The organism is Microbacterium zouquanmingi (assembly GCF_052266695.1).
Taxonomy (GTDB): domain Bacteria; phylum Actinomycetota; class Actinomycetes; order Actinomycetales; family Microbacteriaceae; genus Microbacterium.
The window spans coordinates 167,238-192,206 of sequence record NZ_JBQPQZ010000003.1 but is presented as its reverse complement, the minus strand read 5'-3'; the positions used below and the strand labels follow the sequence as shown (position 1 = coordinate 192,206).

The 24,969-nt window shown below is 66.3% G+C and carries 21 protein-coding genes and 1 riboswitch; of the genes, 8 read left to right on the top strand and 13 right to left on the bottom strand.

Annotated elements, in window-relative coordinates:
- Positions 1-8 precede the first annotated feature (8 nt).
- The 3 genes from ACTU6U_RS07920 to ACTU6U_RS07910 all read right to left on the bottom strand — a co-directional run bounded on the left by ACTU6U_RS07920 (position 9) and on the right by ACTU6U_RS07910 (position 6,548).
- Positions 9-329: a hypothetical protein gene (locus tag ACTU6U_RS07920; protein ID WP_443468581.1), complete on the bottom strand. Its 321-nt coding sequence runs from the start codon at positions 327-329 to the stop codon at positions 9-11.
- A 120-nt stretch (positions 330-449) separates the two neighbouring features.
- Complete coding sequence (locus ACTU6U_RS07915) at positions 450-5,141, bottom strand: type VII secretion EssC family protein (RefSeq protein WP_443468580.1); 4,692 nt, start codon at positions 5,139-5,141, stop codon at positions 450-452.
- Positions 5,142-5,174: 33 nt separating this feature from the next.
- Positions 5,175-6,548: an RDD family protein gene (locus ACTU6U_RS07910; RefSeq protein WP_443468579.1), complete on the bottom strand. Its 1,374-nt coding sequence runs from the start codon at positions 6,546-6,548 to the stop codon at positions 5,175-5,177.
- 136 nt (positions 6,549-6,684) lie between these two features.
- Here ACTU6U_RS07910 and ACTU6U_RS07905 point away from each other — a divergent pair, with 136 nt between their 5' ends.
- A complete protein-coding gene (locus tag ACTU6U_RS07905; RefSeq protein WP_443468578.1) occupies positions 6,685-7,554 on the top strand; it encodes a spermidine synthase in 870 nt (289 codons plus the stop codon).
- Positions 7,555-7,635: 81 nt separating this feature from the next.
- Here ACTU6U_RS07905 and ACTU6U_RS07900 read toward each other — a convergent pair whose 3' ends face one another.
- A complete protein-coding gene (locus ACTU6U_RS07900; protein ID WP_443468577.1) occupies positions 7,636-8,610 on the bottom strand; it encodes an EamA family transporter in 975 nt (324 codons plus the stop codon).
- Between the two features lie 103 nt (positions 8,611-8,713).
- Here ACTU6U_RS07900 and ACTU6U_RS07895 point away from each other — a divergent pair, with 103 nt between their 5' ends.
- The 3 genes from ACTU6U_RS07895 to ACTU6U_RS07885 are packed head-to-tail and all read left to right on the top strand — an operon-like array spanning position 8,714 to position 10,553.
- A complete protein-coding gene (locus tag ACTU6U_RS07895) occupies positions 8,714-8,965 on the top strand; it encodes a hypothetical protein (RefSeq protein WP_443468576.1) in 252 nt (83 codons plus the stop codon).
- Positions 8,962-10,017: an L-cysteine desulfhydrase Cds1 gene (cds1, locus tag ACTU6U_RS07890; RefSeq protein WP_443468575.1), complete on the top strand. Its 1,056-nt coding sequence runs from the start codon at positions 8,962-8,964 to the stop codon at positions 10,015-10,017. The genes ACTU6U_RS07895 and cds1 overlap by 4 nt, the downstream gene beginning before the upstream one ends.
- Before the next feature lie 29 nt (positions 10,018-10,046).
- Positions 10,047-10,553 carry a glycine cleavage system transcriptional repressor gene (locus tag ACTU6U_RS07885; RefSeq protein WP_443468574.1) on the top strand — a complete coding sequence of 169 codons (507 nt, stop codon included), beginning with the start codon at positions 10,047-10,049 and terminating at the stop codon, positions 10,551-10,553.
- Positions 10,554-10,656: 103 nt separating this feature from the next.
- Here ACTU6U_RS07885 and ACTU6U_RS07880 read toward each other — a convergent pair whose 3' ends face one another.
- The 3 genes from ACTU6U_RS07880 to rlmN all read right to left on the bottom strand — a co-directional run bounded on the left by ACTU6U_RS07880 (position 10,657) and on the right by rlmN (position 14,526).
- The gene (locus ACTU6U_RS07880; protein ID WP_443468573.1) at positions 10,657-11,670 is read right to left on the bottom strand and encodes an aldo/keto reductase family protein; all 1,014 of its coding nucleotides are present in this window, start codon (positions 11,668-11,670) and stop codon (positions 10,657-10,659) included.
- Positions 11,671-11,694: 24 nt separating this feature from the next.
- The gene (locus tag ACTU6U_RS07875) at positions 11,695-13,209 is read right to left on the bottom strand and encodes a DUF4407 domain-containing protein (protein ID WP_443468572.1); all 1,515 of its coding nucleotides are present in this window, start codon (positions 13,207-13,209) and stop codon (positions 11,695-11,697) included.
- 72 nt (positions 13,210-13,281) lie between these two features.
- On the bottom strand, positions 13,282-14,526 hold the full coding sequence (gene rlmN / locus ACTU6U_RS07870; protein ID WP_443468571.1) for a dual-specificity RNA methyltransferase RlmN: 1,245 nt from the start codon (positions 14,524-14,526) through the stop codon (positions 13,282-13,284).
- A 173-nt stretch (positions 14,527-14,699) separates the two neighbouring features.
- Here rlmN and ACTU6U_RS07865 point away from each other — a divergent pair, with 173 nt between their 5' ends.
- On the top strand, positions 14,700-15,446 hold the full coding sequence (locus ACTU6U_RS07865) for a sulfite exporter TauE/SafE family protein (RefSeq protein ID WP_443468570.1): 747 nt from the start codon (positions 14,700-14,702) through the stop codon (positions 15,444-15,446).
- A 92-nt stretch (positions 15,447-15,538) separates the two neighbouring features.
- On the opposite strand, the gene ACTU6U_RS07860 is transcribed toward ACTU6U_RS07865, so the two are convergent.
- Entirely contained in the window at positions 15,539-16,372 is an 834-nt protein-coding gene (locus ACTU6U_RS07860; RefSeq protein ID WP_443468569.1) for an SDR family oxidoreductase, read from the bottom strand.
- Between the two features lie 105 nt (positions 16,373-16,477).
- Positions 16,478-17,239: an SDR family NAD(P)-dependent oxidoreductase gene (locus tag ACTU6U_RS07855; protein WP_443468568.1), complete on the bottom strand. Its 762-nt coding sequence runs from the start codon at positions 17,237-17,239 to the stop codon at positions 16,478-16,480.
- A 97-nt stretch (positions 17,240-17,336) separates the two neighbouring features.
- Here ACTU6U_RS07855 and ACTU6U_RS07850 point away from each other — a divergent pair, with 97 nt between their 5' ends.
- Both ACTU6U_RS07850 and ACTU6U_RS07845 read left to right on the top strand, forming a co-directional pair.
- Positions 17,337-17,696: a DUF488 domain-containing protein gene (locus ACTU6U_RS07850; protein WP_443468567.1), complete on the top strand. Its 360-nt coding sequence runs from the start codon at positions 17,337-17,339 to the stop codon at positions 17,694-17,696.
- Positions 17,697-17,734: 38 nt separating this feature from the next.
- Positions 17,735-18,127, top strand: coding sequence for an MmcQ/YjbR family DNA-binding protein (locus ACTU6U_RS07845; RefSeq protein WP_443468566.1), 393 nt, complete (start codon positions 17,735-17,737; stop codon positions 18,125-18,127).
- 8 nt (positions 18,128-18,135) lie between these two features.
- Here the strand turns inward: ACTU6U_RS07845 and ACTU6U_RS07840 are convergent, their stop codons facing one another.
- The 3 genes from ACTU6U_RS07840 to ACTU6U_RS07830 all read right to left on the bottom strand — a co-directional run bounded on the left by ACTU6U_RS07840 (position 18,136) and on the right by ACTU6U_RS07830 (position 21,006).
- Positions 18,136-18,924, bottom strand: a complete 789-nt coding sequence (locus ACTU6U_RS07840) for an energy-coupling factor transporter transmembrane component T family protein (protein ID WP_443468565.1) — start codon at positions 18,922-18,924, stop codon at positions 18,136-18,138.
- On the bottom strand, positions 18,921-20,366 hold the full coding sequence (locus tag ACTU6U_RS07835) for an ABC transporter ATP-binding protein (RefSeq protein ID WP_443468564.1): 1,446 nt from the start codon (positions 20,364-20,366) through the stop codon (positions 18,921-18,923). The genes ACTU6U_RS07840 and ACTU6U_RS07835 overlap by 4 nt, the downstream gene beginning before the upstream one ends.
- Position 20,367: 1 nt before the next feature.
- Positions 20,368-21,006: an ECF transporter S component gene (locus ACTU6U_RS07830; protein WP_443468563.1), complete on the bottom strand. Its 639-nt coding sequence runs from the start codon at positions 21,004-21,006 to the stop codon at positions 20,368-20,370.
- Positions 20,998-21,108, bottom strand: a riboswitch (TPP riboswitch). Its footprint overlaps the gene before it by 9 nt.
- A gap of 70 nt (positions 21,109-21,178) precedes the next feature.
- On the opposite strand from ACTU6U_RS07830, the gene ACTU6U_RS07825 reads away from it, so the two are divergent.
- Positions 21,179-22,762 carry a D-alanyl-D-alanine carboxypeptidase family protein gene (locus tag ACTU6U_RS07825; RefSeq protein ID WP_443468562.1) on the top strand — a complete coding sequence of 528 codons (1,584 nt, stop codon included), beginning with the start codon at positions 21,179-21,181 and terminating at the stop codon, positions 22,760-22,762.
- Between the two features lie 65 nt (positions 22,763-22,827).
- Here ACTU6U_RS07825 and ACTU6U_RS07820 read toward each other — a convergent pair whose 3' ends face one another.
- Positions 22,828-24,966 carry an ABC transporter ATP-binding protein gene (locus tag ACTU6U_RS07820; RefSeq protein ID WP_443468561.1) on the bottom strand — a complete coding sequence of 713 codons (2,139 nt, stop codon included), beginning with the start codon at positions 24,964-24,966 and terminating at the stop codon, positions 22,828-22,830.
- Between the last annotated feature and the right edge of the window lie 3 nt (positions 24,967-24,969).

Sequence of the window (24,969 nt, the reverse complement as noted above, 5' to 3'; positions counted from 1 at the left end):
ACTGCTGCTCAGTAGTCCGAGCTGGTCGGCACATCGGCGCCGTTCTCGAACTGCGCTGCGGCATCATCCTCGAACTTCTGATAACCGTCGTATATCCCCTGTGCAAGATCCCTGATCGACGTGAGGTCTTCCACGAGGCTCTCGCGCTTGCTGTCCCAGCGGTCCTCGGACTCCTCGGCCGCATCGGTGAGTTCGCTCCGTCCGAAAGGCTCGCCGATCGCGTCACGCAGAGCCGCGCCTTTGCTGCCGGAGTCGAGCTCCTCGATCATGCTGTTGAGTCGGAAGAGGAGAGTGCTGAGCTCGGTGTATTTGATGACGACGTCAGCCATGCGTCAGTTCCCCGTCTTTCTCAAAAATGGCGAGCCGGTAGAGCTCCCATCCACACAGTAGTCAGGCGCACCCTCATCGCACGATGGGGAGCATTCCCCATCCTGAGGTGCTCCCGTGCATCAGCCGGCCTCGCCGGTCGACGAACCGCGCTGTGCTTCGAGGCGCGCTTGCCTGCGCGCACGTCGCGCATTGCGCTCATCGTCGTTCGACAGGCCGCGACCAGCCGGCGCGGCCGCGGGCGCAGCCGTGGCTACAGGCGCGGCCGCATCCTTGGGCTTCTCCGGCATCCGGAATCGCGCATCCGAGACATCGGGCCTGTCGTCATGCGCGACCGGCATCTGGACGAGAGAGGCCCGCCCTGCCTGCACGAACATGCCCCGCCCGTCCGGGAAGTCCGCGCGCTTGACGCGCCCGAACGGCACTTTGAACAGGCTGTCACCATCGTACGCGTCCGGCTTCAGCGCAATGCCCTGTCGCGCGGCCTTCCATTCGCCCATGACCCCGGAGCCGCCACCGGCTCGCGAAACGTCCGCATCGCCGATGAGCATGTGATCACTGTCGTTGACGGCCTTCAGCAATGCCCGCATCGGCCGATCAGCGGCACCATCGGCGAGGTGAGGCATGTCTTCGCAGACGATTAGGATCCGGAACGGAATCGATTCGTCGGCGACGATGTCCGTCAGCTCCGCGGCGAGCTCCTTCTCATCGTCCGATTTGGTGGCGCTGCGCACCCACGGTCGGAAATCAGCGAGCTCGGAACGGCGCGTGCCGAAGTGGAACAGCTTCACCTCCGGGTCGAACCGTTCCATCGCGATGATGAGTGACTTCATCGCATTGGTCTTGCCTGACGCAGGCGGACCAGTGATGATGAACGATCCTGCCGGGTCGAAGCCACGCGGTTCCAAGGTGTCGTCGGCGATGCCGAACACCGGCTGCCGACCGATGCTGCTGGGCAGGTCGCGGATATCAGCGTGGAGCGGCAGCGACCCGATCGACGGCGCCTCCTGCGCCCCCTTCGCTCGCAGGTCGGCGGCCAACTGGTCGAGCCACTTGGCCTGCTCGGATGTGTTCGAGGTTCCACCCGGCACAGCGAGCTGCACCTCGCTCTTGTCGACGATCGCCCGCCCGGGGCCCGACTGATCGCTCAGGACGTCCTTGGGCGCACCGACGAGTGTGTACTGGTTCACGTCCGACAACCGCAGGATGATTCGACGCGAGATATTCGATGACACACCGGTCGGCACTGCACCGCCACGATCGGCCGTGATCACCGCGTGGACGCCGAGCGGACGGCCTTCACCGAGAATCCGCATGAACTCCCGATAGAACGGTGCGCGGTTCGCCGTGATCTCCCAGTCCTTCTTGAACTCGGGGAAGTTGTCGATCAGCAGGAAGATGCGTGGCATGGACGAGTCCACGAGTTCCCGGTACTCGGCGAGGTTCGAGGCGTGCGCCGCCGCGAAGCGCTCGCTGCGCGTGTCGAGCTCTCTTCCGAGCATCCGCAGCAGTCGCTGGATGCGCTCGGAATCCTCGCCATCGATGATCGATCCGACGTGCGGAAGCTTTTCGAGCACGCCCAGGGCACCCGACGCGAAGTCGAGCCCGTACACCTGAACCGCACCGAGATCCGGACGCATGCCGGCTGCGGTCGCGATCGACTTCAGAACCGTCGATTTGCCAGCCCCGGAAGTACCGAGGGCGAGCAGCGAACCATCGCGGTCCGGAACGAAGTGGATGGGGTTCTGCTGCTGCCGCTCAGGAATGTCGGCGACGCCGAGGGCGATACGCCCGTCGCCTTCGAGTGGCATCTTTCCCAGATCGATCATGTCGGCCAGGTCATCGAGCCAGGGTCGCCGCGGCGCGACGAGCGCGGCCTGACGGTGGGCCGCGATGATCGACTTCACGACGCGCTTCTGGTCGTTCGGTCCGAGATCCGCATCATGCGAGTCGCTCTCGGCCGGACGGTCGGGTTCCCATTCGTGGACGCTACCGAACCGCAGTTCCGCAACCTTGACCTCGGCGGCAGCGACGGCATCCTCCGTGTTCGTCCATCCGCCGGCGTACGCCGACTGGAAAGGCGTCAGCGGCCCAGGCCCGGTCTTCGCGATGGCGCGACCGGGAAGCGACGGCGGGAAGGATGCGGCGACGACATCATCGACGACATCGCGAGAGTCCGATTCATCCGCCATGCGCAGAGCGACGCGAAGGTTCGTGTTGGCGCGGAGATTGTCTTTGATGACACCCGCGGGACGCTGCGTCGCCATGATCAGGTGGATGCCGAGCGAGCGCCCTCGCTGCGCGACATCGACGACGCCGTCGACGAACTCCGGCACTTCGCCGGCCAGCGCCGCGAACTCGTCGATCACCAGCACCAGCGCGGGCGGGGTCTCCGGGTCCTGTCGCTTCTCGAGCTCGAGCAGGTCCTTCACCTTCTTCCTGTTGAAGAGGTGCTCCCGGTAGTGCAGCTCGGCGCGCAGACTGGTCAGCGCGCGTCGCACGAGATGGGGGCTGAGGTCGGTGACCAGCCCGACGCAGTGCGGCAGCTCGACGCAGTCGGCGAACGCGGATCCCCCCTTGTAGTCGACGAAGAGGAATGTGACGCGATCAGCGCTGTGAGCGCTCGCGATCCCGAGCACCCATGCCTGCAGGAACTCCGATTTTCCGGCACCGGTGGTGCCGCCCACCAGAGCGTGCGGCCCCTGGGCGCGAAGGTCGAGGGTCATCGCGTCGCTGGCGCCCTGACCGACGATCGCACGCAGGTTCCCCGCTTTGCGCAGGCGCGGGCGCTCGGTCGCGGAACGATCGATGATCGTGTTGTTCTGCCGCCAACGGTCGATGACGGCCTGCGGGTCACTGGCGACCTCTTCGCCGACGAGCGAGAGGAACGCCACTGAACTCGGGATGTCGGATTCGTCATGGATCACCGTCGACACATCCGTGACGGACGCGAGTCGCTTGGCGAGCATGTCCATATACGCGTTGGACACACCCTCGACCCGTGTGTGGGTGTACTGCTCACCAGAGCGGACGAGGCCCACCGTGACATCATCCAGGCCCGCGGTGACATCAAGGTAGCTCCGGCAGGCCGCCGGCAGCGACTCCACCGTCGGCGAGACGAAGATCGCGTGCACTCCGACTTCAGCCCCGAGCTCGAGGATCTGCGTCAGTCGCGCACGATCGACGGGTGCGTCATTGGTGACCATGATGATCACCGAGATCCGTGTCTTCACATCGGTCTCTTCCGCAGCCCGGTGGACGTCGGTGCCGTACAGCATCGGGTTCCAGGTCTCTTTGAACGGCCCGCGGTGCGCCGGCCCCTTGACCAGGCGCATCACGTAGTCCTCGAGCTGATTGAGCAGCGCGTTCGCGGTCGGAGCACTGTCGGCAAGCGGCAGATCCTTGAAGGGACTCGTCTCACTCGAGGTGTGCGGCAGCCACTTGAGCCATTCGAGCTCCTCGACCCAATCGGAATCCGCGAAAGCCACCGCCACGACGTCATTCGGCGCGTGCAGCCCGAATACCTGCACCGCGAGTCCACGCACGGCATCCGCTGCCACGGCATCCGGCCCCGCGACCCCGATGGAACCGCTCGCAGGCAGCGTCTCCAGCACGGGCACTTCGTGCACCAGCCGGTAGCGCTCCTTCAAACGATCGACGCGCTCGATGTACTCGGGCAGGCCGTCCAGCGATTCGGACTCGCGGATCGCGTTGCGCGACACCGCGGTCGAGACCCCCAGTCGCAGAGCGAGGAAGTTCCAATGCTCAGGACGCCGCGTCCACAGCATCGGGCCAAGACGCATCGCATGATCGAACACCTCGACGACGGGAGGCACCTCTTTGTTCCTGGCGCTCTCCTCACGAGGCTTCTCGTGGAAGAAGACCTCTTCCAGATGCTCGAACTGCCGCTCGAACAACTGCAGTTCATGATTACGCTTGTTCTTCATCTGCACGCGCTGGTTGATGAAGTTACCCAACGCCATGAGCGGCGTCATGATGATCAGCAGGAGCGCGCGTGGGCGCTCTGTGATGAGGTAGATCGACAGCGCCATGATGATGGGGGCGACGAGCATCGTCCACGGGAACAGACGCATGAGCGTCTCTGTCGGCATCCGCGGTGGCGTGTGCTGGATGCCGGGATAACGTTCCTCCACGCGCGGGCTGCGGTTGAACCGCAACCCACCGCCGCGTTCAAGAACCGGGTGGTCTTCGAACGGGTCGTAGTCGTCGGCGAGGGCGACGACCAGCGTCGAAGCCCCGATGACGAACTGCTGCCCAGGCTCCAGGCGCACGCGTTGCACCTGCTCACCGTCGACGTAGACGCCGTTCGTGGAGTTCAGGTCGACCAGTTCCAGAGAGGTCGAGACCTCAAGACGCGCGTGCTTCTTCGATACCATCGCGTCGGGGAGCACGACGTCGTTGGGTCCGACGCGCCCGATGAACGAATAGCCCTGGGCTACGGGGAACACCTGCCCTTTCATCGGCCCATCGATCGCACGCAGGAAAGCCACGATCTTGCGGTCTTCGGCGGACTGGCCCTGGTCGCGCTTCACTGGGCGCACGGCGGCGGCGAAGCCGGACCCGATCGGCGCCTCGCCGATCGGAATGTCAGGTTGCAGAAGCTCCAGGTGCTCGCCGGTCGGCGGAGCGACGGCGAGAGTGAGGACATCGTTCGGATCGACGAAGATCGACCGTGCAGGATCTGCGGCAGCGATATGCCGCGCGACATCTCCGGTCGTGGCCGTCGAGTCAGCGACGACAGCGATGTCCACAGGGTCGCCGCTCGGGCGATGCAGAGTGAGCTTAACCTTCATTCATCTCTTCCCTCTGTTCACCATTCGTGAACGTCATACCGTGCCGATCGCCATCGTGCGGTCACCGAATCGCACCACGTCACCCGGCGCGGCGATGAGCGCCGCGCCGGAGGGCACCTGCGTCTCGACTCCACCGCGCAGGATGAACGTGCCGTTGGTCGATCCCAGGTCCTGGACCTCGATGCCCGATGCCGACCGGCGAATCGCGAAGTGTGTCTTCGAGACCGATCGGGTGTCATCGGACACGGCTACGCGCTGCGCAGCACCGAAGCTCCCGGTCTCGTCGGGATTGCGCCCGAAGATCATCGGCTCGGCGAACACGTACGTGTCGCCGGAGTCGAGGGCAAGTCGTACGGCAGGTTCCGGGGCGGCCGCGGGAGGCGTCTGCGGGGCGGGAGCGGGAGGCTCCGGGGCGGGCGCGGAAGGTGTTCGCGGGGCGGAGCCGGACGCGATTTCGGGCGGCACGCCGAGCACGACGCGATGATCCTCAGGTGCGCGCGGCGGAAGCCCTGTGGCAAGAAGCGGCGCCTGGCCCGATCTGTCGGCACGATAACCGCCGACGACCGCGGCGCCTTCCTTCTCGACCGCCGTCACCGTACTCGCAGGACCCAGGTGTTTCGCGACGATCCCGACGGAGTCATCGCGGCCAGCACGCCTCGACTTGGCAACGCCCAGTACCCCGGCACTGACGCTGTGCGCCGGTCGGTACTCGGGCTCCGCTCCGCTGCTCTCGGCTGTCGCGAGCGAGGGCAGATCGCGGGTCTGAGGTGCGATCTCGACCTTCACGACCTTTCGTGCGATGCGCATGCGCTTTCCGTCGTAGGGGTCGAGCCCCTTCTTCACGTCGATCAGCCAGACCTGGGTGGCATGATCATGCCACGCGCGTCCCCGCTGCTCGGAATCGCCCAGCGCCGAGAAGAACATCAGCGTCGGTCCGATCACGGGCACGATGTTCGAAGCGCCGACGATCAGAGTGCGCAGAACGATCCGCCAGAACCCCGGCTTCGCAAGTCGCACCACGTTGATGCTGCGTATGCCGGTGATGGCTTTGCCGATCGTGACGCCCACTCGCCCTTGGAAAACGCCCTGCACGATCAACAGCGCGAGGGTGAGCAGTGCAGTGATGCCCGCGATGAGCACAGCGACGAAGAAATTCGGATGCGCCACGAGCCCGTACAGGGTGATCTCCGACCGAGCGAACATGAGCAGTAGAGGGACGCTGAAAGCCCAGTAGGGGATCTGCACGATCAGATAGATGACGACGTCGATCGTCACGGCGAGGAACCGTCGCCCGTAAGGGGCGCGAATCAAACCGAGCGCGGCGGCGTACGCGGGATCGGGCCGCCCGGCCGCGTCCAGCCCCTCGATCTCTTCGTCAGCGTCATCCACTTCCCAGATCGTCGTCACGTGCCCACCTCCTCCGGCTGCGGCAGACTCGTTCTGCCGTACCCTGCAACGTTACCGATACTGGCTCGATGTCTGAACTGAACGCATGGGCACTCCTCCCCGGAGCCGGTGCGCTCGGACGTGACAGGATCGAGGGATGCCGAACGACGAACCGCTCTCGATCGTGCTCACCGATGGACGCACCGCCCACGTCATCCCGCATGCTGACGGATGGCTTCTCGAGGTCGGTGGCGTGCAGCAATCGCACATCGCCGAGCCCGGTCGTCCCCTCTCACTCGCATACGCACGCTGGATGATGGCGGCTCTCGACAGCCGAGATCACCGCCGCGTCGCTCAGCTCGGCGGTGGTCTGCTGATGCTGGCGCGCGCGATCGCGGGGCGATGGCCGGATGCTGTGCAGGTCGTCCTCGAGTCCGAGCCTGCGCTCGTGTCACTCGTTCGCTCACACTTTCCGCCACCCGCCGGCGTCACGATGATCGAGGGCGACGCGCGCGTCTGGCTCGCTCAGGCGGCGTCCGGCTCGCAGGAGGCGATCCTCATCGATGTGTTCCACAACGGACGAGTCCCCCCCGCGTTCTCGTCGGTCGAGCTCGCTGATGGCGCGCGACGAGTCTTGACTGATGAGGGGATGCTCGTCGTCAATTCCGTGGCGGGACCGGAGCTGGAATTCACTCGCCGTCAGCTCGCCACCTTGCAGAGCGTCTTCCCCCATGTCGTCATGATCGTGCAGGGCTCGTCCCTCGGAGGTCTGCGTTTCGGCAACGCCTGTCTCATCGCCAGCGGTGCAGAGATCGACGCCGGCAGCATCCGCGAGCACCTGCGAGGCGACTCGTCGAAGGGCGCGCTGGTGACCGACGTCGCCTCGATCATCGATGGCGCGACGCCGATCAGCGAAACCGAGGGACTATGGTCTCCGGAGCCGACGCTGCCTGATGTGTCGTCCTCGGTTGAGATGCTCGAAGGGATGCGGCACGCACTCCTGGGCCTCCTGCCGAAACGTGGCTAGGGCGGGCCAGGTCGCAATATCTGCCGTTCTGAGCGCCCCATAGCGGCGTTAAGTGCGACCTGAACGCCCTCTGCGGAAGATCTAGTCGCCGGGCGGCGCCAGCGCCGGGTCACCGGAGACGGATGCCGCCGGCTCCCCGAGCTTCACCACGATGACGCCGGCGAGCACCAGCACCGCGCCGAGACCCTGCAGAAGGTTCGGCAGCTGCCCGAGCAGCAGCCAGCCGAACAGCATGGCTGCGATCACTTCGGCGAGCGCGATGAATGACGCAAGACGTGAACCGAGCAGACGGGTCGACGCGATTCCGAGCACATAGGCGAGGGCGGTCGCGATGAGGCCGATCGCGAGGACCGGAACGAACCACGGCACGGTTCCGAAGCGGTAGACGACGTCGTCAGTGTTCCAGACCATCGGCAGAATGCCGATGAGGCCGGCGATCGTGAGACCGACAGCGCCGACGAGAAGGCCGGCTCCGGCGAGCGCGATGGGCGGCAGCCCGGTATCGCTCTTGGCCGACAGCACGAAGTACGCCGCAGCTCCCACCATCGCACCGAATGCCCACAGCACGCCCGAAATCGGGGCACTGCCGCCGGCGAGCACATCGAGCATGAGCACGAGTCCGACGAGCGCGACACCCGCCCCCACGATGCTGCGCCCAGTGGGCTTCTCCCCGCGGCGCACCCACAGCCAGAGCACCACGGCGATCGGTGCGGTGTACTCGATGAGCAGCGCGAGCCCGACGTCCATGACAGCGACGGCCTGGAAGTAGAAGAGCTGCGTCGCGGTAACGGCCAGCAGTCCGTACGCGGTGATGATCCACATGTTGCGACGCAGCAGCACCCACTTGCCGCGGAGTGCGATGAGCGTCGGCACAAGCAGCACGAGGGCCGCGACCCAGATCCGTACGGTGACGGCGGCACCAGGGGTCCAGCCCGCGTCGATCAGACCACGCGCCCATGCCCCCGACATGCCGAACGACAGCGCGGCGGCGATCGCGAGCGGCATTCCGAGCCGCAGGCCGGAGCGCGCTCTGGCGCCATCTGAGAGAGCATCCATCATCACTGACAGTAACGCTCATCCGCCGGGTCTGCGCCGGCGAGGGCGGGGCCGACGGTACAGTCTCTGTCTAAGGCATTCACTCGCCTCGGAGAGGACAACGATGGTCACCGGCGCAGCTCCTGATCAGAACCCCGGCAGCGAGAGACAGCCACGCACCGGCCCGACCCCGCCGATGGCGGACCTGACCAGCAGACCGGAGCCCTCTCCCGGTCCACTCACCAAGCCAGCGCCCGTCATCCGTCCTCCGCGCAGGCGCGCGAGATGGCTCGCGCCGCTCATCATCGTCGTCGTGCTCGCCGCTGCCGGTGGCGCGGTCGTGTTCTGGCAGCTTTCGCAGACCGGGCTCGGATGACCTCCTGGTCCAGCGCCGCGATCGCCATGCTCGAGGCCGATGCCAATCGCAGTGCAGACACGCATCTGCATGTCTTCCCGCTTCCCGCCGAGTGGGGCATCGATCTGTATCTGAAAGACGAATCGGTGCATCCGACCGGTTCGCTCAAGCATCGCCTCGCACGTTCGCTCGTTCTGTACGGACTGGTCAACGGGCGGATCAACGAGTACACGACGCTCGTTGAAGCCTCGAGCGGATCGACCGCCGTCTCAGAAGCGTATTTCGCGCGGATGCTGGGACTGGACTTCATCACGGTCGTGCCCCGCTCCACCAGCCCTGAGAAGATCGAGCTCATCGAGTTCTACGGCGGCCGCTGCCACTACGTCGACAGCGGACCGGAGATGTACAGCGAGGCCCAGCGGCTCGCGACCGAGTGCGGCGGACACTACCTCGACCAGTTCACCTACGCGGAGCGCGCGACGGACTGGCGCGGCAACAACAACATTGCCGAGAGCGTGTTCAGCCAGCTCGAGCGGGAGAAGCATCCGATTCCTGCGTGGATCGTCGTGGGAGCCGGGACCGGCGGCACCAGCGCCACCTTCGGGCGGTATGTGCGCTACCGGCAGCATCCGACCCGCGTCGCCGTCGTCGACCCGGAGGGGTCGGCGTTCTATGGCGGCTGGTCGACGGGATCATCCGACTATACGACCGGCGTCCCGAGCCGGATCGAGGGCATCGGCAGGCCACGCGTCGAGCCGTCGTTCGTGCCGAGCGTGATCGACGAGATGCTTCCGATCCCGGATGCCGCGTCGATCGCCGCCATCCGCCTGCTGAAGGAGCGCACGCTGCACTGGGCGGGCGGATCGACCGGCACGAATCTCGTCGGCGCGTTCCAGCTCATCGCGCGGATGCGCGCTTCCGGAGAGCAGGGCAGCGTTGTGACGCTCATCTGCGATGGGGGCGCCCGCTACGCGGGAACGTACTACTCCGATGAATGGGTCGCCGATCAGGGCATGGACCTCGAGCCGCACCGCGCGCAGCTGGACCGGTTCCTCGAGTCCGGCACCTGGTAGCCACGAAGGCGCCGGGCTACGCTTCAGGCATGACCACTCTGATCCTCACTGTCGCCGGATCCGATCGCCCTGGCCTTGTCGCGGCCGTCGCCGATGTCGTCGATGCACACGGCGGAAACTGGGAGAGCAGTCAGCTCGCCGAGCTCGCCGGAGTCTTCGCCGGAGTCATCCAGGTCGAGGTTGCCCCTGAGCACGAGGGCGAACTGCAGAGCGCGCTGCGCGGCCTGGACGGACTGCTGAGCGTCTCCATCCACACAGGGGCGGATGCTTCAGATGCTGCCGAGCGGCCGATCACGCTGCAGATCCTCGGAAACGACCGGCCTGGCATCGTGCGCGAGGTCTCAGCGGTGCTGCACGCTCATGAGCTCAGCATCCAGGACATGACGACCGAGACGCGGGATGCCGCGATGGCCGGCGGCCGCCTGTTCGAGGCGTCGGTGGCGGCGACAGTGCCCGCGTCTGCTGATCTTGCCGTGCTGCGCGCCGACCTGGAGCGGCTCACGGCCGAGCTCCAGGTCGACATCACGCTGGGTTGAGCCCGGAACTCCGCCGAGACCCCCGGTTGCTACCGAGACCCCGGGTTGCAGGCGTGAAAAACCCGGGGTCTCGACGAGGGCCCGGGGTCTCGGCGGAAGAGAGTCAGACCAGGCGGGACTTCGGCGACACGGAGTAGGTGTGCTCCGCATCGTGGTTGACGACATCTCCCAGGGCGGTGTCGATTGCCTGGAGAGTCTCCGGCGCGAGCGTCACGCCGGACGCCTTGACCGTGTCTGCCAGCTGCTCAGGACGGGATGCACCCACGAGAGCTGCCGCGACATTCGGGTTCTGCAGCACCCAGGCGATCGCGAGCTGCGGCATCGTGAGTCCAGCGTCCGCGGCGATCGGCTTCAGGCGCTGGACGGCGGTGAGAATATCGTCCTCGAGCAGTCGCTTGATGAAGTCCGCTCCGCTGTGTGGGTCGGTCGCGCGCGAGCCGGCCGGCACGGGCTGACCGGGGAGGTACTTGCCGCTGAGCACGCCCTGCGCCATCGGCGACCAGACGATCTGCGAGATGCCGAGTTCTTCGGATGCGGGAACGACCTTACCCTCGATCACGCGGTGCAACATCGAGTACTGCGGCTGGTTCGAGATGAGCTGCACGCCGAGCTGCGTGGCCAGGGCGTGTCCTTCGCGCAGCTGCTCTGCGGTCCACTCGCTCACGCCGATGTAGAGCGCCTTGCCCTGACGCACAACGTCGGCGAACGCCTGGAACGTCTCCTCCAGCGGGGTCTCGTAGTCGAAGCGGTGCGCCTGGTACAGGTCGACGTAGTCGGTACCGAGGCGCTGCAGCGAACCATTGATCGACTCGAAGATGTGCTTACGGCTGAGGCCGGTGTCGTTCGGGCCCATGGGTCCGGTCGGGAAGTAGACCTTTGTGAAGATCTCCAGGCCCTCACGGCGCTGGCCGGTCAGAGCCTTGCCGAGGATGACCTCCGCGGCCGTGTTGGCATAGGTGTCGGCGGTGTCGAAGGTCGTGATTCCGGCGTCGAGGGCGGCGTGCACCGTCTTCACCGCCGCGTCATCTTCAACCTGCGAAGCGTGAGTGACCCAGTTGCCGTAGGTGATCTCTGAGACCTTGAGGCCGCTGTTTCCGAGATAGCGATAGTTGACCATGACTACACGCTACGGCCATCCGGATCAGGCACTGACCGATTTGCGAAGATCGGCGCGGGTCGCGGGTGCGGATGGCGCAGGTTCGGATGCCGCGGGATCCGCAGCCGTGACAATCGATGCCCTCTCGCGGAATCCCTCAGCGGTCACCCGGTCAAGATCGACCTGCTTGCGGATCGCATGGGCCTTCTCGTACAGCGAAGGGGCACCGTAGCTCGTGAGCACCTTCACCAGCACCGGCAGCAGCTCGATCATGAAGAACAGCGCGGCGATCAGCCAGTGCGCCCAGAGGATCGTCGGCTCCTTCTCGGAGAGCCGGTTCAGCCCACTGATCTGGCTGAGCAATCCGACCGCACCGGCATTGCCCTGCGCCACCGAATCGGCTCGCGCGTTGTAAGCGGCGAGCGCCTGGTCATAGCTGTCGCGCGCTGCGGGCAGCTTCGACGTCGCCTCCTCACGGTTGCGCGTCTCGGAGCTCGCCGTGCTCTCCTTCGCGGTGGTTCCCGCGCTCTCGAGGTCGGCGTTGGCGTCGCGCAGCTGAGCGGCAAGCGCGTCGTAGGTCTGCTGCGCCTGTCCGAGCTGTGCCTCTGCGGCATCCGAACTCGCACCCTCGCCGTTCACTCCCGTGCAGCCGGGGACTGTTCCGGCACCCTCACCGGTCAACTCGCACTGGTACAGCGCACGCGCCTGATCGATGACGGCCTGCTGCTCCGTCATCTTGGCGGTGAGGTCATCGACGGTCGCCTGTGCCGCCGACTCGCTCGCAGAGGATGAATCGGTGCCTGCGACGATTCCCGTCGCCGCCTGGTTCTCCAGTGCCGACACCCGGTCGGTCGCCTCATCGAGAGCGATCCTCTCCGGTCCGCTCTCGAGTGCTTCCTGATCGGACTGGGCCTGGACGATGTTGGTCGCCGCGACCTCACGACTGATGTCGTTGTGGAAGACCTGCAGCACGAGCGGCTCGGCGACGACGAAGCCGATGATCATCGCCATGATCACTCGCGGCAGCGCGAGGCCGAGCAGCTTCAGGATGCTCCGCGTCGACGTCATGGTCGAGGTGAGGAAGCGGTCAAGATTGAAGATGACCAGCGCCCACACGATCGCGAGCGGCACTGCCAGCCAGATGGCAGCCTGCACTCCGGTCGTGAGCGCGAAGAGCATCGAGATCGCCGAGACCAGCGCGGTGCCGGCGAGGACGAAGAACATCTGCACGAACCGGGGCGTCTCGCCGGGGACGCGGTCGAGGATCTCGCCGTCGGCTCCGCCGAGGATCGCGAGGGTGCGCAGGCGAGAGCCGGGGGTGCGTTCCCGACGCGTGCGCTTCTCCTCAACAGGCGCGGATGCTTCAACCGGCGCAGCGACAGGCACCTCAGCATCCTCGGTCAAGGACGTGCCCACGAATGGATCGGTGACCTCCGGGGTCCCGGTCGGCTCGTAATCGCGCAGGAAGTCGAGATCGTCGTCATCGCCCGCGGAGTCGCTGTCGATGACGATCCGTCCCTGCGAGTCGAATCGCCCTGGTCGGTGAGCAGAATAAGGCATTCGAACAACTTACGAAAGAGCGCCTGTGGAAAGGTTGGAAGATCCCTGCGAACTGCTCACAGGAACGTCCGCTCAGGCGAAGGCTTCGGCTGCCGCTTCGTCTTCGGTGGTGGCCACGAGCTGACCGCAGGCGCCGTCGATCTCCTTGCCACGGGTATCGCGCAGGGTCGTCGGGATACCGGCATCGTTCAAGCGACGCACGAACTCGTTGGTGACCTCGCGAGTGGATGCCGTCCACACCGATTCCGGCGTCGGGTTCAGCGGGATCGGGTTCACGTGCACCCAGCCGCGACCGCGCTGGTTGAGCTTCTCCGCCAGCAGGTCGGCACGCCAGGCGTGGTCGTTCATGTCCTTGATGAGCGCGTACTCGATCGAGACGCGGCGGCCGGTCTTCTCGTAATAGTTGTAGGCGGCATCGAGTGCCTCGTCGACCTTCCAGCGCGAGTTCACCGGAATGAGCTCGTCGCGCAGGGTGTCATCCGGCGCGTGTAGTGACAGGGCGAAGGTGACCGGGATGTTCTCTTCGGCGAGCTTGCGGATCGCAGGCACCAGACCAACGGTCGAGACGGTGATCCCGCGGGCGCTCATGCCGAGGCCATCGGGCTGCTGTGCGACCATGATGCGCACGGCATCCATCACGCGCTTGTAGTTGGCGAGCGGCTCGCCCATCCCCATGAAGACGATGTTGCTCACGCGCTCCATCGAGTGGTCGTCGGCCTTCTTGCCGCCGAGACCCCCCTCGGCGATGAGCCGGTTGGCACGCACGATCTGCTCGATGATCTCAGCCGTCGACATGTTGCGGGTGAGCCCCGCCTGGCCGGTCGCGCAGAATGGGCAGTTCATGCCGCATCCGGCCTGGCTCGACACGCACAGCGTGATGCGCCCCGGGTAGCGCATGAGCACCGACTCGACCAGCGCGCCGTCGTGCAGGCGCCACAGGAACTTGATCGTGTCGCCCTTGTCGGTCTCGAGCCTGCGCACCTCGGTGAGCAGCGGCGGGAGCATCCCGGCGACGAGCTCGTCGCGCTGAGCTGCGGGGAGGTCGGTCATCTCGGCGGGGTCGGACGTGTAGTGCGTGAAATAGTGGGTGGCCAGTTGCTTCGCGCGGAAACCGGGCAGGCCGAGCTCCTTGACCTTCTCGATGCGCTCGGCCGGCGTCATGTCGGCGAGGTGCACGGGAGGCTTGCCGCGCTTCGGGCTCGCAAACTGCAGCAGCGGGCGCCCTTCGGCATCCTTCTTCTGCGTCCAGCCCTCGGTGCGCGGGCGCGTCTGGCGCACACCCGTGTTCGCAGGGCGCGCAGGAGAAGTCTCGGTCATGCTTCCAGGGTACGGGTCTACGGGTGAGAAGAGGCTGGGTCGCCCCCTGCCGCTGGCGCCGTCGACCCGCACACCACCAGCGCATCGCCCTCACCACCACGGCCGAGCGTCCCCCTCTTGTCCCGCTGACCTCTCACGACGAATGGAGCCGGCGGCAACGGCATGATTGATCCATGATCGATCTTGCGCCGTGGGCGTGGCTGCTGCTCGGCCTCGCGGCGCTGTTCGTCGGGCTCGCCAAGACCGCGATCCCCGGCGGTGGCATCCTGCCTGTCGCGATCTTCGCCGCTGTTCTGCCCGCGCGCACCTCGACAGCGGCGCTTCTACTGCTGCTGATCGTCGGCGATGCCTTCGCGCTAATCGCCTATCGACGCCACGCGCACTGGCCGACGCTCCTGCGACTCGCGCCCGCGGTGGTGGCGGGGCTTCTCATCGGCTTCGCGTTCCTCGCGCTCGGCGATGATCAGGTCGTGCGCCGCGCGATCGGCGTCATCCTGCTGGCCATGATCGCGGTGACGCTGTGGCGCAGATCGAGGCGGGGAAGAGCGGATGCCGCGTCCGCAGAACACGGAATCATCGCGGCATCCACCTATGGCTCTCTCGCCGGGTTCACGACCATGGTCGCCAATGCGGCGGGGCCGGTCATGTCGATGTATTTCCTCGCCAAGCGCACGCCGGTGCAGGTGTTCCTCGGGACGTCCGCGTGGTTCTTCGCGATCGTCAACGTCGCCAAGGTGCCGTTCCTCGCCGGAATCGGACTCTTCGACACCCAGACCCTGCTGATGGATGCCGTGTTCGTTCCGCTCGTCATCGTCGGCGCCTTCGCAGGGCTCTGGCTCGCGCGACGCATGAAGCAGCAGGTGTTCGACCGCATCGTGATCGTGCTGACGATCATCGGTGCGATCTACCTGCTGTTCTGACCAGACTCTTCACAAGCCTGCAAAACCACGCCGAAACATCGGCGACCCGTCGCCGGCTCGGCGTGGTTTTGCAGGCTCGAGAAAGCGGGGGCCTAATCGAGGAAGATGTCGGGGAACAGGCGGTCATCCGGGGTGCCGGGGACTGCCGCGTACTTCGAAAAGTCCGTGACGCCGTCGGCCTCGAGGACTTCCTCGACGATGAGCGTCTGTCCGGTGTAGCCGCTCGCCTGCTTCGTGAGCACGGCGTATGCAGCATCCGCGTAGATATCCGGCGTGCGGCTGGCTGCCATGACCTGGTCTCCGCCGAGGAGGTTCTGCACCGCAGCCGTTGCGATCGTCGTGCGCGGCCACAGGGTGTTCGCGGCGATGCCGTCGGCGGCGAACTCGGCGGCGAGGCCGAGAGTGGCCATGGTCATGCCGAACTTCGCAAGCGAGTATCCGGTGTGCGCGCCGAGCCACTTCGGGGTGGGGTTCAGCGGCGGCGAGAGCGAGAGGATGTGCGGGTTCGCTGCCTCGCGCAGCTGCGGGATCGCCGCCCGCGAGAGCATGAACGTACCGCGGACGTTGACGTCCTGCATGAGGTCGTACTTCTTGGCGCCGAGGTCGAGCGAGCGCGACAGGTCGATGACACTGGCGTTGTTGATGACGATGTCGATGCCGCCGAACTCGCCCTGCGTCTTCATGACGGCACCGGTGATGTCGTCATCGTCGCGCACGTCGCCGACGATGGGCAGCGCCTGGCCACCGGCTGCACGGATCTGCTCCGCGGCCGTGTGGATCGTACCCTCGAGCTTCGGATGCGGGGTGTCGGTCTTCGCGAGCATCGCGATGTTCGCGCCGTCCGCTGCAGCCCGCAGCGCGATCGCGAGGCCGATGCCGCGGCTGCCGCCCGACATCAGGATGGTCTTTCCGGCGAGGTTGGTCATTCGTGCTCCTTACGTTGTGGTGTGCGTTCGGGTCGCGATTTGTGCCGCTTTTGCACGCTCAGAGCGGCACAGATTGCGACCTGAACGACGGGTCGGTGCGCGCCGTTACTTCGGCGCCATGCGGATGGCGCCGTCGAGGCGGATCGTCTCGCCGTTCAGGTAGCCGTTCTCGACGATGCTCTGAACCAGCGCGGCGTACTCGGTGGGCCTACCGAGACGCGCGGGGTACGGCACCTGCTGACCGAGAGAGGCCTGCGCAGCCTCCGGGAGGCCGGTGAGCATCGGGGTCTCCATGATTCCTGGAGCGATCGTGCACACCCGGATGCCGTAACGCGCAAGCTCTCGCGCGATCGGCAGGGTCATGGCGTGCACGCCGCCCTTCGACGCGGAGTACGCGGGTTGCCCGATCTGTCCGTCGAATGCCGCAACGGATGCCGTGCTGATGATCACACCGCGGTCGCCACTTTCAGTCTGCGCATTCTTCGCGATGATGGCGGATGCCTGGGAGATGACGTTGAACGTGCCGACGAGGTTGATGCGGACGATGCGTTCGAAGTCCGCGAGCACTGCCGGGTTTCCGTCGCGGTCGAGGACCTTGGCGGGCGGGGCGATGCCAGCGCAGTTGACGACGATGCGCAGCGGCACTCTCTCGTTCGCGGCGGCGACAGCGGCCGCAGCATCCTCGGGGCTGGTGACGTCGCCCTGGGCGAACGTGCCACCGAGTTCAGCGGCCATCGCAGCGCCCGCAGACGACGGAAGGTCGAGCAGAGTGATGTGTGCGCCAGCCGCGGCGAGTGCACGGGCAGTGGCCAGGCCGAGGCCAGAGGCGCCACCGGTGATCAGAGCGCCGGATCCTTGGATCTGCATAAGTTCTCCTTCGAACGGTTCTGCAACTCAGTCTCAGCATACGCGGGCTTCAGTTCCACCACTGGTGCAGATGGATCACGAGGTGTTGGCTGGAGCTATGGAACTGCGTCGCAAGCGAGCCTACGACACCGCTGAACCCGACGATGGTTTCCGCGTTCTAGTCGACCGACTGTGGCCCCGAGGCGTCTCGAAGGATCGCGCCCAGATCGATCTGTGGGCGAAGGGCGTCGCGCCGAGCCCCGAGTTGCGCAAGGCCTGGCACGCAGCATCCGGCGACGAATGGGACGTCTGCGTCAGTCGCTATCGAGCCGAACTCGCTGGCGAATCCGTCGCGGCACTCGAAGAGCTCGCGGCAGAGGCGAAGGAGCATCCGGTCGTCACGCTCATCTACGCCTTGCATGACGAGGAGCACACGCACGCGATCGTGCTCGAAGAGGCCCTCCGCGAGTTGCTGTGACCTCGCCCCCCACTGCACAACTCTGAACGGAGCATCACATGGCCCACCCGATGATGTTCAGAGACGATGACCCGCTACTCGCGCGGGTTCGCACCATCGCTCTCGCGCTGCCCGAGGCCGCGGAGAAGATCAGCCACGGACGCCCGACGTTCTTCACGCAGAAGGTGTTCTGCCACTTCGGCGGCTCGATGCGGCGGGACGGCGAGTGGATCGCCCACGACGCGGCGATGACGGTGCGCCCTGACCCTGCGGATGAACCCGCCCTGCGTCAAGACCCCCGGTTCTGGGTCCCCGCTTATCTCGGCCCCTCCGGTTGGCTCGGCATCGACCTCGACGGTGATACCGACTGGCAGGAGATCGCCGAGCTCATCGATGCCTCCTACCGCGTGACGGCACCGCGCCGGCTCGTGCAGGAACTGGACGGGGGCTGATCGGGTTGTTATTCCGGTCCGAGGATGAAGTTCCACGAGCCGGTCATCACGGCAGAGGTCACCGCGACCGCCGAGATCAGCGCGCCGACGAGCAGGAGAGCCCACTCCCTGCTGCCGAACTTCGATTCGCGCGCCCACGTGCGCGAGACCGGCGCTCCGAAGCCACGGGCTTCCATCGCGGTCGCGAGCTTCGCACCTCGGCGGATCGACAGAACGAGCAGCGCGAACACCATTCCCGCGAAACGGCGCACGCGCCCGCGATCGGCGACCCCGCGCGCGCGTCGTGCGAGCTCGAGCGCGCGCCAGTCATCGATGAACAGCCCCACCATGCGCAGTCCCGCGAGCGCGCCGAGAACGAACCGGGCCGGCAGCTTCACGATCTGCGCGAGTCCGTCGGCAAGATCGGTGGGATCGACCGTGATGAACAGAACGACTGAAGGAAGCGCGATCGCGAGCACGCGGAACATCGTCGCCAGCGCCAGCGTCAGAGACCCCTCGCTCACTCTCACGACGAACCACTCGAAGTAGATCGCACCGCTCGCTTCTCCGTACAGCGCGATCGTGACGCCGGTCAGCGGTGCCGCGATCCACACCGGCCAGGTGCGACGCCAGAACTCCCGCCAGCCGACGCCGGCGAACAGGAAGAGCACGCACTCCAACCCCAGAGCCACCGCCGCCGAGACGACGTCCAGCGTCAGGATCAGCGGGATCGCGATCAGCGCGCTGACGCCGAGTTTCGCGACAGGGTTGATCTTGGCAACCACTCCGTTGCGCGCAGGGCTATCCAGAAGGGTCATCGGCCGATCTCGAATCGTTCGGCATGCAGCGCCTCGACGACGCCGGGGTCATGGGTCACGGTCACGATTGCCGTGCCATCGTCACGCAACGCCGCCAGCATGGCCATGAGCTCGGCCCATGTGCGAGCGTCCTGCCCGAAGGTCGGCTCGTCGAGAACGAGCATCCGAGGTTTCGTGGCCAGCGCCGCCGCGACGGTCAGTCGCCGCTTCTCGCCACCCGACAGCGTGTATGGATTCGCGCGCGCGAGACGATCGAGGCGCAGACGGAAAAGGAGCTCTTCGATGCGCCCTTCTATCTCCGCCTCACCCAGGCCGAGCGCGCGCGGACCGACGGCGAGCTCGTCACGCACGGTCTTCGAGAGCAGCTGATGCTCCGGCTCCTGGAACACCATCCCGATCCTGGTCAGCAGTCGGCGGGACGACCAGGCGATCGGCGTCGGCCCTGCGCCATCCGCCAGAGCGGGCTCGGCGACGACACTCCCCGCGGCCGGGGGCAGGAGACCGGCCAGCGTGAGCGCCAACGTCGACTTTCCCGCTCCGTTCGGCCCGGTGACGGCCAGGGCCGCTCCGGCGCGCACCTGCAATGAGATGCCGGCTGTCACCGGCCGATCCTTCACGCGGGCCACGGCCAGATCATCTGTGGTCATCAAGGTCTCGCCGACGGCGCGAGGCGCAGATGGCAGGGCAGGCGGATGCCCGGGAACCCAGACCCCCGCGGCGGCCAGCTCCGCACCGCGGCTGCCCAGCACGGCATCCGGTGTCCCATCGGCAACCACTCCTCCGTCTCCGACGACGATCACTCGCGTGATCAGCGGCAGCCAAACATCGAGTCGATGCTCGACGACGATAAGCGTCGCCGGTCGGGCCTCCAGCATCCGCCGGACAGCATCGCGGACCTCCACGACGCCCTCCGGGTCAAGGTTGGCTGTCGGCTCATCCAGCAGCACGAGCCCCGGCCGCATCGCGAGGATGCCGGCGAGCGCCAGCCGCTGCTTCTGTCCTCCCGACAGCGCCTTGGTCGACCGATCCAGTGGCACGTCGAGCCCGACTGCGTCGAGCGCGGCTCGCGCCCGCGACCAGATCTGTTCGCGTGGGATGCCGAGGTTCTCGCAGCCGAACGCAACGTCATCACCGACGCGAGCGAGGATGACCTGCGAGTCCGGATCCTGCAGCACTAGCCCTGACCGCCCGCGGGTGGCGGCGGCGGGCTCCGAGTCGACGAGCAGCCCTCCCGCGCTCTCGCCCTCCTCATCTCCGCCGAGCACCCCCGCGAGACCGTGCAGCAGGGTCGACTTGCCGGCCCCGGATGCTCCCAGGACGAGCACGCGCTCTCCGGGCTCGATCCGGAACGTGACGTCGCGGAGCGCCCACGCAACGCGGCTGGCATGCCGCCAGCCCCAGCCGCGCGCCTCGACCGCCGCGGGACCGTTCTTGTCTGTCATGTCAGACGCGCGCCCGTACCTCTCGCCCGGATCCGAAACGATCCAGGGCCCCCGTCGCCGCGATACCGCGCGCCAGCGCCCAGCCGAGAGCTCCGGCCAGCACCGCGCCGGAGACGACCGTGCTGATCAGGTAGATGGCGGTGAAGGTGATGTCGGCCCCAGCAAACCACAGAATCAGGTTGTTGATGCCGCCGAGGAGGGCGGAGCCCGCACCGGCGAGCATTGCGACAGGCAACTTCCAGACGCGGTACGCGAACAGCAGGAAGATCAGTTCGGCGCCGAGGCCCTGCACGAGTCCCGCCTCGATCGTGAGGAACCCGCCCCATTGCGCTCCGGCGAGCGCCGAGACGACGGCGGCGATGGTCTCGACGTAGATCGCCGCCCCCGCCTTGCGGATGATCAAACCGCCCAGCACACCGGCGATCAGCCAGGGCCCGTCAAGGAGCCCCTGCATCCCCGGCAACAGCGGCTCGAGCAGGGCCTTCGGCCCGAGGTAGCCGACGTTCCAGGCAAGGAACAGAAAACCGCAGGCGACTCCGAGAACGCTGGCGACGACGATATCGACGATGCGCCAACGCCAGATCTCAGGACGTCGCAGGCCGGTGCGCGTGATTGCGGGCGTGCGTGTAGACGTGTTCATATTGCTCCTCCCTGCGCTGGCATGACCCAGATCAGGTTCGACGGTCGAAGCGCTTTTCGCTCCCTCTCAGCCCGGCATGCCCGGACTCCCGTGGTTGTGCAGACGATCCTACCCGCACCAGGACCGCTGTGTCCGCTCTCGCTCTGGACGCTCTATTGGGTAGCGTGATCAGGTGACCTCTGAAGACCAGGCCCCGTTGACCGGCGGGACGACTCGACGCGCACTGCGCGCGCACGGCGGTGTGACAGATTCGTCGCGCACGCCGACCTTGCCGTTCAGTGACGCCGCGGATGCTGCTCAGACAGGCGTCCTCGACCTTTCGGACGCGCCGGAGACAGACCAGGATGCTGACGAGATCGTGTTCGAGGACGACCTCGACGTGGACGAGTCGCTCAGGGAATGGGCTGACGAGGAGCGCCCTGCCACGGCCCTCGCCTGGCTGGAAACCGCCGATGTGGAGGAGTCCACACTCCCTGCGGATCTCAATGCCATAACGATGGCCGACCCTGGCCCCGACATCTTCGCCGACGCGAAACTGCGCCCCGCGCTGCTGAGCGGACGGTGGCTGGCCCCGCTGGGAACGCTCTCGGCGCTGGCCATCGCCTACAGCGCGACGACGCTGCTCTGGCCGCTGCACGCAGTGCCTCCCACAGTGGAGGCGGTCGAGTTCACGACCGTTTCCGCGCCGGCCGTCGAGATCGCGTGGCCGGTCGCTGGCAGCGCCGGCGTGAGCATCGCCGGCGTCTCCGCAAGCTCATCGACCGCGGATGCCGCATCGATCGCGAGCATCACGAAGGTCGTCAGCACTCTGATGGTGCTTGACCGCATGCCGTTGCAGGTCGGCGAGCAGGGGCCGGAGTTCTCCTTCACCTACCGTGACAGCGTCGACTACTGGGATTACCGCCGCGCGAATCAGTCGGCTCTCGATGTTCCGGTCGACGGAGTGCTCACCGAGTATCAGCTGCTGCAGGGAACGCTGCTGGGCTCCGCCAACAACTACATCGACCGCCTCGCCCGTGACATCTGGGGCTCAGACGCTCAGTTCGCCGAAGCGGCGGCAGTCTGGCTGGCAGAGCGCGGGCTCTCTGACATCACGATCGTCACCCCGTCCGGATTCGATGAGGGCAATGTCGCCACGCCGGCGGCGCTCCTTCGCCTCGGCGAGCGCGCTATGCAGAACCCCGTCTTCGCGGAGATCGTCGGATCGCCCGGGGCCGAGATCCCCGGTGCCGGTTACGTCACGAACACCAACGGAATGCTGGCCGACCCGGGAGTGGTCGGCATCAAGACCGGAACATTGGTCGGTTGGTGTCTTCTGACTGCCAAGGACGTCACCATCGGCGACACCACGGTGCACCTGTACGCCTCGGTCCTGAACCAGACTGACAACGATGAGCGTCTTGCGGTCACCCGCTCCCTGTTCTCCCAGGTCGAGACCGCGCTCGCCGACATCACACCGGCCGTATCGGCCGGGACCGTGGTGGGCGAGGTGAGCACGCTCTGGGGCACGAAGATCGACGTCGTCACTGATGAGGATGCCGCGGTCGTACTGTGGAACGGCGCAACCGCCGACGCCGCTGTCGTGCTCGACCTGGGCGATGAGCGCGCCGAGGGCGACACAGTGGGCACACTCACCGTCGACGGCCCGATCAACACAGCGACCGGAAGTGTCTCGCTGGCCGACGACATCGGTGACCCCAGCCCGTGGTGGCGACTGACTCACCCGATGGATCTTCTCGGCATCAACGAGAAGTAAGCCCTGCACAGGAACGGGCGGGCGGCCAACGCCACCCGCCCGTTCCTGTGTCAGCCGTGAGTTCGTCAGCCTTCGACCGGCGCGTCGTCGGCAGCCTCGGGTGCACCGGAGGCGACCACCGGAACCGCGTCGGTCATCGCTTCTTCTGCGTCGATGTCGGTCGCCGCCTGCTCGAACTGGGACTGGTACAGCCGCCAGTACGCCCCCTGTGCGGCGATGAGCTCATCGTGCGTGCCCTTCTCGACGATGTCACCGTGCTCCATCACGAGGATGAGGTCTGCGTCACGGATCGTCGAGAGCCGATGCGCGATCACGAACGAGGTGCGTCCCTGTCGGAGCGCCGCCATGGCGTGCTGCAGCAGCAGCTCGGTACGCGTGTCGACCGCGCTCGTCGCCTCATCGAGGATCAGGATCGACGGTTTCGACACGAACGCCCTGGCGATCGTGATGAGCTGGCGTTCACCGGCCGACACGTTCGAGGCGTCTTCGTCGAGGACGGTCTCGTAGCCTTCTGGCAGCGAGCGCACGAATCTGTCGACGTAGGTTGCGGTCGCCGCGTCGATGACCTCTTCATCGGTGGCGGTGGCTCGGCCGTAGCGGATGTTCTCGAGGATGGAGCCTGCGAACAGCCACGGGTCCTGCAGCACCATTCCCGTGCGGGAACGCAATTCTGCCCGGGTGACTTCGGCGATGTCCTGACCGTCGATGAGGATGCGGCCAGAGCTCAGCTCGTAGAAGCGCATGACCAGGTTGACCAGGGTGGTCTTGCCCGCACCCGTCGGACCGACGATCGCGACCGTCTGCCCCGGCTGCACCTTGAACGACAGGTCCTTGATCAGCGGATGATCCGGTGTGTACGCGAACGACACATCCTGGAACTCGATGACACCGCGACCGGCGGCATCAGCGTCTGGCAGCGGAGGCGCGTCCTCTGCGTCGGCGTCCTGCTCGTCGGCATCGAGGAAGTCGAACACCCGCTCAGCCGAGGCGGTTCCAGACTGCACGACCGCCGCCATGCCGCCGAGCTCAGACAGCGGCTGCGTGAACTGCTGCGAGTACTGGATGAATGCCTGCACGTCGCCGAGACGCAGTTGGCCGCCGGCGACCATGAGCCCGCCGAGCACAGCGATCCCGACGAAGGTCAGGCTGCCGATGAACGTCATGGCGGGCATGATGACGCCCGACAGGAACTGGGCCTTGAAGCTCGCCTGGTACAGCTCCTCGTTCTCGTCTTTGAAGCTCTCGAGGGCCTCCTGCTCACGACCGAAGACCTTCACCAGCGCGTGACCGGAGAAGGATTCCTCGACACGTGCATTGAGGCGCCCGACCTTGCGCCACTGCGTTCCGAACGCCTTCTGCGAGCGCGGACCGATCACGCCGAAGATGATGCCCATCAGCGGCAGTGCGACCAGAGCCACCAGAGCGAGCTGCCAGGAGATGGAGAACATCATGACCAGCACGCCGATCACGGTCAGCACAGAGGTCAGCGCGCCGGAGAGCGACTGCTGCATCGCCTGCGTGATGTTGTCGATGTCGTTCGTGACGCGCGAGATGAGCTCGCCGCGCTGCACCTTGTCGAAGTACGACAGCGGCAGGCGGTTGATCTTCGCCTCGACGGATTCACGCAGCCGCCACATGGTGCGCACCATGATGACGTTGATGACGTAACCCTGCAGCCAGCTGAGGAGCGCAGCACCCACGTAGATCACCAGCACCGAGATGATGACCCAGCGCAGCCGATCGAAGTCGATGCCCGCACCGACCTGGAAGTGGTCGAAGGCAGCGACCATATTGGCGAAGTCGTCTTGACCCTGCGAGCGCAGCATCTCGACGACCTGCTCCTGCGAGGTTCCGGCAGGAACGCCGTTGTCACCGAGCTGCTTCGAGATGAAACCCTCGTAGATGAGGTTGGTGGCCTCGCCGAGCACCTTCGGCGCAGCGACGGTCAGCACGACTCCGATCGCGCCGAAGAACGACACCAGCACGAACCAGAGCGCCGAAGGCTTGAGCAGACCGATCATTCGAGCGAAGCTCTTGCCGAAGTTGTCGGCCTTGCCGGCGGCAGGGCCATCCCAGCCGCCGCCCTCGAGGCGTGCCGCCTCTGCGAGCTCGGCTTCGTACTGCTCATCGACCGTCAGCGTTGCGGTGGGCCCGACCTCGGCCCCACCGACAGACTCGGGGATCGACGACGATGGTTCAGGCATCGA